7 protein-coding genes are annotated in these 8893 nt (G+C 67.6%); 2 read left to right on the forward strand and 5 right to left on the reverse strand.

Going from position 1 to position 8893, the window contains the following annotated elements; translation table 11 throughout:
- The coding region (gene leuS / locus VFG33_RS11260; protein ID WP_325025264.1) for a leucine--tRNA ligase at window positions 1-2379 on the reverse strand (2379 nt) is incomplete at its 3' end.
- Between the two features lie 366 nt (window positions 2380-2745).
- Here leuS and VFG33_RS11265 point away from each other — a divergent pair.
- Window positions 2746-3195 carry a DUF3574 domain-containing protein gene (locus VFG33_RS11265; protein WP_325025266.1) on the forward strand — a complete coding sequence of 150 codons (450 nt, stop codon included), beginning with the start codon at window positions 2746-2748 and terminating at the stop codon, window positions 3193-3195.
- A gap of 11 nt (window positions 3196-3206) precedes the next feature.
- On the opposite strand, the gene VFG33_RS11270 is transcribed toward VFG33_RS11265, so the two are convergent.
- The 4 genes from VFG33_RS11270 to VFG33_RS11285 form a co-directional block, all read right to left on the reverse strand.
- Window positions 3207-4106 carry a helix-turn-helix transcriptional regulator gene (locus VFG33_RS11270; protein ID WP_325025268.1) on the reverse strand — a complete coding sequence of 300 codons (900 nt, stop codon included), beginning with the start codon at window positions 4104-4106 and terminating at the stop codon, window positions 3207-3209.
- Between the two features lie 11 nt (window positions 4107-4117).
- The gene (locus tag VFG33_RS11275) at window positions 4118-4876 is read right to left on the reverse strand and encodes a phytanoyl-CoA dioxygenase family protein (protein WP_325025270.1); all 759 of its coding nucleotides are present in this window, start codon (window positions 4874-4876) and stop codon (window positions 4118-4120) included.
- A gap of 135 nt (window positions 4877-5011) precedes the next feature.
- On the reverse strand, window positions 5012-6481 hold the full coding sequence (locus VFG33_RS11280) for an MFS transporter (protein WP_325025272.1): 1470 nt from the start codon (window positions 6479-6481) through the stop codon (window positions 5012-5014).
- Window positions 6482-6601: 120 nt separating this feature from the next.
- Window positions 6602-7393, reverse strand: coding sequence for an SDR family NAD(P)-dependent oxidoreductase (locus VFG33_RS11285; RefSeq protein ID WP_325025274.1), 792 nt, complete (start codon window positions 7391-7393; stop codon window positions 6602-6604).
- Between the two features lie 249 nt (window positions 7394-7642).
- Here VFG33_RS11285 and VFG33_RS11290 point away from each other — a divergent pair, with 249 nt between their 5' ends.
- Window positions 7643-8650 (forward strand): sigma-70 family RNA polymerase sigma factor, encoded by a 1008-nt coding sequence (locus VFG33_RS11290; protein WP_325025276.1) that lies wholly within the window; start codon window positions 7643-7645, stop codon window positions 8648-8650.
- The last annotated feature ends 243 nt before the right edge of the window (window positions 8651-8893 follow it).

Genomic DNA, 8893 nt, shown 5'->3' on the forward strand with positions numbered 1-8893 from the left:
CTCGGCGTCGGTGATGTCGGGCGACACCTCCAGCCGGTCCTTCACCTTGCCGGCGATCTGGACGATGGCGATGACCGAGTCCTCGACCAGCAGGGCCGGGTCGACCTTCGGCCAGCCGGCCTTGGCGACGGTCGGCTCGTGCCCCAGGTTCTCCCACATGTCCTCGGCCGTGTACGGCGCGACCAGGCTCAGCAGGATCGCCACCGTCTCGACCGCCTCACGCACCGCCGGGTCAGCCGCTCCCGGCCCGGAGTCGATCGCCTTCCGGGTCGCGTTCACCAGCTCCATCACCCGGGCGACCATCACGTTGAACCGGTACGACTCCAGCAGCTCGGTCGCGTCGGCCACGGTGCGGTGGATGACCTTGCGCAGTGCCAGGTCGCCGGTGGAGAAGTCCGCGCCGACAGGAGCCTCGACGGACCCACTCAGCCGCCAGGCGCGCTGCAGGAACTTCAGCGAACCACCCGGAGACATGTCGGCCCAGTCGATGTCGTCGTCCGGCGGACCGGCGAACACCATCGTCAGCCGGACCGCGTCCACGCCGAAGGTGTCCAGCTGGTCGCCCAGGTTGACGCCATTGCCCAGCGACTTGCTCATCGCCTTGCCCTCGTTGATCACCTGGCCCTGGTTCAGCAGCCGGGTGAAGGGCTCGACGGCGTCCAGCAGACCCAGGTCGTGCAGCACCTTGGTGAAGAAGCGCGCGTACAGGAGATGCAGTACCGCGTGCTCCTTGCCACCGACGTACTGGTAGACGGGCATCCAGCGCTTGGCAGCCTCGGGGTCGAACGCGCCCTCTGTGTACTCCGGCGAGATGTAGCGCAGGTAGTACCAGGACGAGTCCACGAACGTGTCCATCGTGTCGGTGTCGCGCTCGGCGGGACCGCCGCACTTCGGGCAGGCGACCTCGACCCACTCGCGGGCGGCCGCCAGCGGCGACACCCCCTTGGGAGCCAGATCGGCACCCCGCAGGTCGGGCAGCTCGACCGGCAGCTGGTCGTCCGGCACCGGCACCTCGCCGCAGGACGGGCAGTGGATGATCGGGATCGGGCAACCCCAGTAACGCTGCCGGCTCAGCAGCCAGTCGCGCAGCCGGTAGTTGATCGTCCGCTCGCCCAGGCCCTTGTCCTGCAGCCAGTCGCTGATCTTCGCCTTGGCCTCGTCGACCGGCAGACCGTTCAGGCTGATCTCGTCGTTCGCGCTGTTGATGGCCGGTCCGTCGCCGGTGTAAGCCTTGCCGTCGAAGCCGTCCTCCGGCTGCACGGTCCGCACGATCGGCAGGCCGAACTTCTCCGCGAACTCCCAGTCCCGGGAGTCCTGACCGGGCACGGCCATGATCGCGCCGGTGCCGTAGTCGGCCAGCACGTAGTCAGCTGCCCAGATCGGGATCCGCTCGCCGTTGACCGGGTTGATCGCGTACGAGCCCAGAAAGACGCCAGTCTTGTCCCGCTCGGTGCTCAGCCGCTCGATCTCGGTCGAGGCCTTCACCGCGGTCAGGTAGGTGTCGAACGCCTCCTGCTGCTCGGGCGTGACCAGGGCCGCGGCCAGCTTGGAGTCCGGCGCGACCACCATGAAGGTGGCGCCGAACAGGGTGTCCGGGCGGGTGGTGAAGACCTTGATCGGCTCGGCGTGACCCTCCACGACGAAGTCCGTGAACGCGCCCTCGGACCGGCCGATCCAGTTCCGCTGCTGCAGCAGGATCTCTTCGGGCCACTGCAGCAGGTCCATGTCGTCCAGCAGCCGCTGCGCGTAGTCGGTGGTCTTGAAGTACCACTGGGTCAGCTCGCGCTTGGTGACCTCGAACCCACAGCGCTCACAGCGACCCTGCACGACCTGCTCGTTGGCCAGCACGGTCTGGTCGTTCGGGCACCAGTTCACGTACGACGCCTTGCGGTACGCCAGCCCGCGCTCGTAGAACCGCAGGAACAGCCACTGCGTCCACCGGTAGTACTCCGGGTCGGACGTGTGCAGGCGGCGCGACCAGTCGAAGGCCAGCGCATACCGCCGGATCGACTCCGCCTGGGTCTCGATGTTGGCGTAGGTGTACGTCGCGGGGTGCTCGTTGCGCTTGATCGCGGCGTTCTCGGCCGGCAGCCCGAAGGAGTCCCAGCCGATCGGGTTCATCACGTCGTACCCCTGCTGGAACCAGAAGCGGGCCAGCACGTCGTGCAGCGCGAAGACCTCGCCGTGACCCATGTGCAGGTCCCCGGACGGGTAGGAGAACATCGTCAGCGCGTAGCGGCGCTCAGCCGACCCGTCATCGCGGGCCTTGAACGGGTCGAGCTTCTCCCACACCGGCCGCCACTTGGCCTGCATGGCGTTGAAGTCGTACCCTCCCCGGTCGATCGGGGCGTCCGCGTCGTGCTCCACCTGCTCGCTCACCGTCGTACTCCTGCGTTCTCGGGATGTGGTGTGAACCCTGCCAGAAATGGTTCCTGAAACGAACCGTGTCAAATAAAAAGGCCCCTCGCTCAGGAGGGGACGCCGTACTGACCGGCGCAGAAGGCGCCTGGATGCCAGTACGGCTAGCTAAGAAGCAGGGTCACTCGCATTCCACCAGATTAGCGCATCGCCCCACCTGGGCGTGACCGGGTTATCACCGCCCCGGCCGTCGAGGGCAGCGAACGGCGGACCTTCGGGCACGACCCCCGGTGCCCCCGGTCAGAAATCCGGCGGATCCCGGCCACGACCGCCGGGCCGCGCCTAGCGTCGGCTGGGACACGAATCAGACTCCCAGGGGGACTACGCATGACGCAGTTGGTCAAGAAGACCGCGACCGCCGCGCTGATCGCGACCGCGCTGGTGACACCGACCGCGGTGGCCCTGCAGCAGTCGGACAGCAGTGACGACAAGAAGCTGCAAGTGGTCGGTGACCTTTGGGTCCGGACCGAGCTGTTCTTCGGAATGGACAAGCCCGGCCCCGACGTCACCGACTACCAGTTCCAGCGGTTCATCAACGACACGGTCACGCCGCGGTTCCCCGACGGACTGACCGTGCTCGCGGGCAACGGGCAGTGGAAGGACAGTGAGAGCGGCAAGATCGTGCGCGAGCACTCGAAGGTCCTCATCATCGTCTACCCGATCGACGCCGCCAAGGACAGTAGCCGCAAGCTGGAAGAGATCCGCAGCAAGTACGAGAAGCAGTTCCAGCAGGAGTCCGTGATGCGCGCCGACAGCACGGAGAACGTCTCGTTCTGACAGGCCTGCTTTCAGCGAGCTACGAAGGTAGTGCCGCCCGTACGCCGGAAAGCCGTCGGCGTGGTCCCGTACTGACGACGGAAGGCAGTCGCGAACGGCCGCACGTCCGAGTAGCCACAGCGGTGGGCCACTGCGGTGACGGTCTCACTGGGATCAAGCAGCAACTGCGCAGCCAGTTCCAGTCGGAGCCGGCGCAAGGTGCTCATCAGGGAGGCGCCTGTGACCGCTGAGAAGAGCCGCTCGGCGTGCCGCTCAGAGAGATGGACAGCGGCGGCTACCTCGCGGACGGTGACCGGCCGGGACAGGTTGTCCACGAGGTGCCGCTGCATGGCCTCGACGATGACCGTCCCGCGGTCCCGTTCCCGAGGCAGCACCTCGACCGACAAGTCGTCGTCGAGAGCAAAGGCCCGGGCCGTCTCCAGCACCAGAGCCGCTCCGAGCGCGGCCAAAACAGCCCGGTAGCCCGATCGCGGAGCCGCAGCCTCGGCCGCCAGCGTAGAGATAGCCGCTGGCAGACCGCCTAGCTCCAAAGACATCACTGGACCATCCGGCCGAGTCAGCCCGGACCACCAGCCAGTACCGGTGGCAGCAGAGCCCGATTCCGCCCGAAAGGTGAATCCCCAAAAGGCGATCCCCAGCGGCGCCGACCGGCTCGACTCGATCTCGTGGACATCACCCGGGCGGGCCAGAAAGACGGACCCCGGCACCACGTCGTACCTCGTAGTACCGGAGTTGAAGCGCCCTTCGCCCGAGTACGCCAGGCAGACCTCGTGGAACGAGTGGCTGTGCCAGTAATTGCGCCAGTACTCCGGGCGGTAGTGCCCCCAGCTGACGAAGTCCGCGCGGAACCCGTCGACCTCGCAGGACTCGAGCAGTCCGGCGAGATCGACGAAGCGGTCTGCCGAAGCCACGGACTCCAGGCTCAAACGCCACTCCTGCCGGTCGGGTCCACTCCCCTCAGCATCATGCCCTGCCCGAGGGAGTGGTCGTGGGTCTTCACCGTGGGCGGGTCGGCCGGGTCGCGGTACTGCACCAGCCAGGTGGTTCGTGGCTCGTTGCTCACGTTCACCCCGGAGCCGTGCACGGTCAGGTAGGTGAAGAACAGCACGTCACCAGCTTCGGCCGGTTGCGGCACAGCCGACTCGAACGGTACGTCGGGCAGGTGGAACGAGCCGGCGGGGTCGTGCTCCCGCGGCCCGGCCTTGTGGCTCCCCGGCAGGATCCGGACGCAGCCCTTCTCCACCGGGGCATCGTCGAAGTGGAAGATCGCCGCGCCTACCCGGTGATCGCGATGCGGGAAGAACGGATAGTCCTGGTGCAGCGGGAACGGCGAACCGTTCTCCGGCGGCTTCACGAACAGCTTCGTGTGGTGCAACTGGACGTTCTCGACGCCCATCACTGCAGCGGCCACGTCCGTGAACCGCGGGTCCACCAGCAGCCGGGAGAAAGCGGCGTCGTAGAACTGTGCGTCGTGCAGATGTTGCAGGCTGGTCGGCGCCATCGACATGTCCCGAGCTGCCGCCCAGGTGGGGTCGTCGTCGCGGTTCAGCCGGGCCAGCAACCGGTGGCTGGTCTCCCGGTGCGCCGCGGCCTCCTCCTTGCTGAGCAGGCCTTTCACCAGCACGAAGCCGTTCGCCGCGTACTCCGCGGCCAGCTCCGTCGAGCTCTCGGTGATCGTCATCTCCAGTCCTCCTGGTAGGGGTACCTCCGAGCCTAGGAACATCGGCGCCCGGGCGGGAGACCCGCACCGGACGCCGATGTTCGCGAGACGGACAAGGCGTGCCCTGAACTGCTCGCGGAGGTGAGCGGCGACGCGCTACAGATCACGAACTACAGCTTCCGTGTCAGCAGCCGGATCAGGCTCGATCTCTTGCGTTGTGCGCCTGGGGAAGCCAATCGCGGCCGTCAGCGCACCCAGGGCTGCGACGACGAAGATCACCCAGAACGCGGCGTGGAAAGCGTTCACGGCCGCCAGTCCGCGGGCCGCTTGGTCGGCAGCATCGGCGATCTCGCCGGCTCGCGAGACGAGGACCGTCGACACGGCGGCCACGCCGACGGCGCCCCCGATCTCGCGCAGGGTTTCGACGAGCCCGGACGCCAGACCGGTCATCGAGTGCGTGACACCGGACAGAGCGCCGATCTGTGCGGCCGGAGCAGCCATTCCCCCGGCCACGCCAGCTAGGAGCAGCGCCGGCAGCAGGTCGGTTGCGAAGTCCCCTCCAGCCGGAACCCGCGTCAGCAACAGTGCCGAGATCGCGAGGAGCGATTGGCCCGCGACGAGCAGGCGCCGCACACCCACCACCGCAACGAGCTTCCCTCCCGTGATCCCAGCCGCCACGAACGACGTCGCCGTTGTGGCGAGCCAGGCGACGCCCGTCCGGGTCGGCGAATAGCCGAGAACCTGTTGCATCAGCAGTGAGCCGAGGAAGATGAAGGCGAAGAACGCTCCGAACGTGAAGAACGCCGACAGGTTCGCCGCCACCAGCGTGCGGTTGCGCAGCGCCGAGCCGGGCACCAGCGGTGACCGGGACCGCCCTTCGATCCGCACGAAAGCGGACAGCATCAAGACGGAAGCGGCGAACAGTCCGAGCGTCGACGCGGAACCCCAGCCGAAGTCGCTGGCGCGGTTGAGCGTGTAGACGAGCAGGAGCAGGCCTCCGGTCACGGTGACCGCGCCGGCGACGTCGAAGCGTTCGCTCTCGCGACGGTCGCCAGCGTCGACGGGCAGGAAGATGGCCGCCATCGCGATGAGAAGGACGCCGATCGGAACGTTGATGAGGAAGACCCAGTGCCAGCCTGCGCCGTCGGTGAGCAGACCACTCGCGATCACGCCGACCGACGCCGACACCCCGGTGACGGCGCCGTAGAGCCCGAGCGCGCGATTGCGCTCGGCGCCTTCCGCGAAAGTCACGGCGAGAATCGAGAGGGCGGCCGGCGGGATGAGCGCCGCCCCGAAGCCCTGCAGGGCCCGGGCGCCGATCAGGAGCTCGGCGGATCCCGCCACGCCCGCGACCAGTGAGGCGAACGAGAACAGTGTCAGTCCCGTCAGTAGCATGCGGCGGCGCCCCAAAAGGTCGGCCATCCTGCCGCCGAGCAGCAGGAATCCGCCGAGCATGAGGCCGTACGCGATGACGATCCATTGCAAGGTGCTCTGCCCGATGCCGAGATCCTGCTGGATCGAGGGCAGGGCGACATTCACGATCGCAACATCGAGCACGACCATGAACTGCGCCGCGCACGCCAGTACGAGGACCATTCCTCTATTTGTGTGTGCCTTGGTTCCCACTATGGATTCCTTTGACGTCTCGATGAGCGCACGTTCCAACTCCTCAATGGGCCGTACGTCGATGGTTCCGGTCTGCGCGCAAACGCGCGCTCGACGAGCGACGCTACGGCTGCTTAGCCGCTAGTCGTCCAGGCTGCCCATGGTCAGGTTGACGGTGGTCCCCGTCATCCCGCTGGCCTTGTCGGACGCCATGAACACCGCCATGTTTGCCGCCTCGTCGAGCGTCATGAGCCGTCGCGGGTGGGTCCTGCTTGCGAGGAGCTCTTGCCACTGTTCCCAGGTCATGCCCGATGCCTTGGCGCGAGGCAGGAAGGCGTCCTTGATCGTGCGTGTCTCCGGCATGCCCTGTGGTCGCAGACCGACCACGCGAATGCCGTGAGGTGCGAGCTCGGCGGACAGATCTCGAGTGAGTGCCTCCTTGGCGGCCTGCGCCGGACCGTAGCCTCCCACCAAGGGGAGGCCCGTCCGCGAGTGGAGCGCGGTGACGGTCATGATCACCCCCGACTGGCTCGGAATCATGCGCCGTGCGGCCAGGCGCGCGGTCAGGAAGTACGACGTGGCGTAGGTCGCGAACGGCAGGGAGAACTGCTCGACACCCAGCTCGGCCAGGGGAACACCCACAATCTCCGCATTCGGGATCCCGACCGCGTTGAACGAGATATCGACGCGGCCCGCGCGATCGATCACGGACTGCAGATGCCTGTCCACAGCCTGCTCGTCCAGAGCGTCGACCTCCGCCGCCTCGGCGGATCCGCCGGCGGAAACGATGTCCTTCGCGACAACTTCCACGGGCGCCAGGGAGCGCCCGGTAAGGAAGACCTTCGCTCCCTCAGCCGCGAAGGCGCGTGCGACAGCGCCGCCGATCCCGCCTCCGGCTCCGTAGATCACCGCAACCTTGTCGTGCAGCAACATCTTTGGTTCCTTTCAGTGTCCGGGTGGTCAGACCTGCCCACCTCATGAGTGAGGACGGCTGAGACTCACCTTCGGGGTGTCTGCCGGGTTCGCCGTCCATCGGCGTCCGGATCGTCAGAGCCGTCGATGAGGTAGACACCGCGACGTCGAGAAAGGGGCGGCCGCCAACCGCCCCCTTCGGCCCTCGGCCGGTGTCCATACAGGAAGTGCGACAAGATGCGGGAAGAGGGTGACCCGAGGGTGGGAGAAGTGGCCGCCGACTTGATCTCAAGGGCGCGGGCCGGGGACGGCGACGCGTTCCGGGAGCTGACCGAGCCGCACCGCCGGGAGCTGCAGGTGCACTGCTACCGGATGCTCGGATCGTTCCAGGACGCCGAGGACGCCCTGCAAGACACGCTGCTGGCCGCCTGGCAAGGCTTCGGAGGGTTCGAGGAACGCGCCTCGCTGCGCACCTGGCTCTACCGGATCGCCACCAACCGGTGCCTCAACGCGCGCCGGTCGGCCAGCCGACGCCTAGCCAAGGAGTGGGACGTGCCCAAGGTCGAACCGCCCGAACCGACCCAGCTCGGCGAGGTCGTCTGGCTCGAGCCATTGCCCGACGCCCTGCTCGAAGGTGCCATCGACGCGCCGCTCGGCCCGGAGGCCCGCTACGAGCAGACCGAATCCATCTCCCTGGCCTTCGTGACCGCCCTTCAGGTCCTGCCGCCTCGCCAGCTCGCCGTGCTCATCCTGCGCGACGTCCTCGGATTCCACGCGAACGAGGTGGCCGACATGCTGGACTCGAGCGTCGAGTCGGTCAAAAGCGCCCTCAAACGGGCGCGCGCCAGCCTGCAGCACCGACGGCCCACGACCGACGACCGCGAACCGCCGCCCGTCCCCGACTCGCCCGCGGAGGAAACGATCGTGGCGAAATTCGTCCGCGCCTGGCAATCCGCCGATCTCGACGCGCTGGTGACCCTTCTGACCGACGACGTCTTCATGTCGATGCCACCGATGCCGTTCGAATACCAGGGCCGAGACGTCGTGGCGCGCTTCTGCGCCAGCATCTTCCGCGCGGGTCGGAGGTTCGACCTCATCCCCACCCGAGCCAATGGTCAACCGGCGTTCGGAGCCTACCTGCGCTCCCCGACCGGCATCCGCCACGGAACCGGCCTCTACGTTCTCACCCTCGCCGGCGACCGGATCAGCGCCATGACCCGCTTCGAGAACAGCGTGCTGCCCTCGTTCGGGCTACCGCGATCGCTCCCAAGTCCCTAGGGCGTGTCTGCTAAATCCTGGGCCGAGTGGCGTGGTGGCCAGGTGGGCGCATCGCAAGGCGGAGGAGTCGCCGGTCCCGTTGTTGGACCGGCGGCGACGACAACGCCGCGAGGTGTCTGCCTGGGCGCCACGACGCCGGCTGAATGGTTTGGGAGACACGCTCTAGATCCGCCCGGAGTCCCGCTCCGTTCGGGCCAGCTCGGCCTCGCCGACCTCGGTCAGCCGGGCCGGCCAGCGACCGGT

Origin of the sequence: Kribbella sp. (assembly GCF_035687465.1) — a bacterium.
Lineage (GTDB): Bacteria > Actinomycetota > Actinomycetes > Propionibacteriales > Kribbellaceae > Kribbella.

Excerpts from the sequence above, each read along its gene's own strand:
- VFG33_RS11275 (WP_325025270.1), bottom strand. The coding sequence starts at position 4,876 with ATGACGATCACCGAGAGCTCGACGGAGCTGGCCGCGGAGTACGCGGCG.
- VFG33_RS11285 (WP_325025274.1), bottom strand. The coding sequence starts at position 7,393 with ATGTTGCTGCACGACAAGGTTGCGGTGATCTACGGAGCCGGAGGCGGG.
- VFG33_RS11265 (WP_325025266.1), top strand. The coding sequence starts at position 2,746 with ATGACGCAGTTGGTCAAGAAGACCGCGACCGCCGCGCTGATCGCGACC.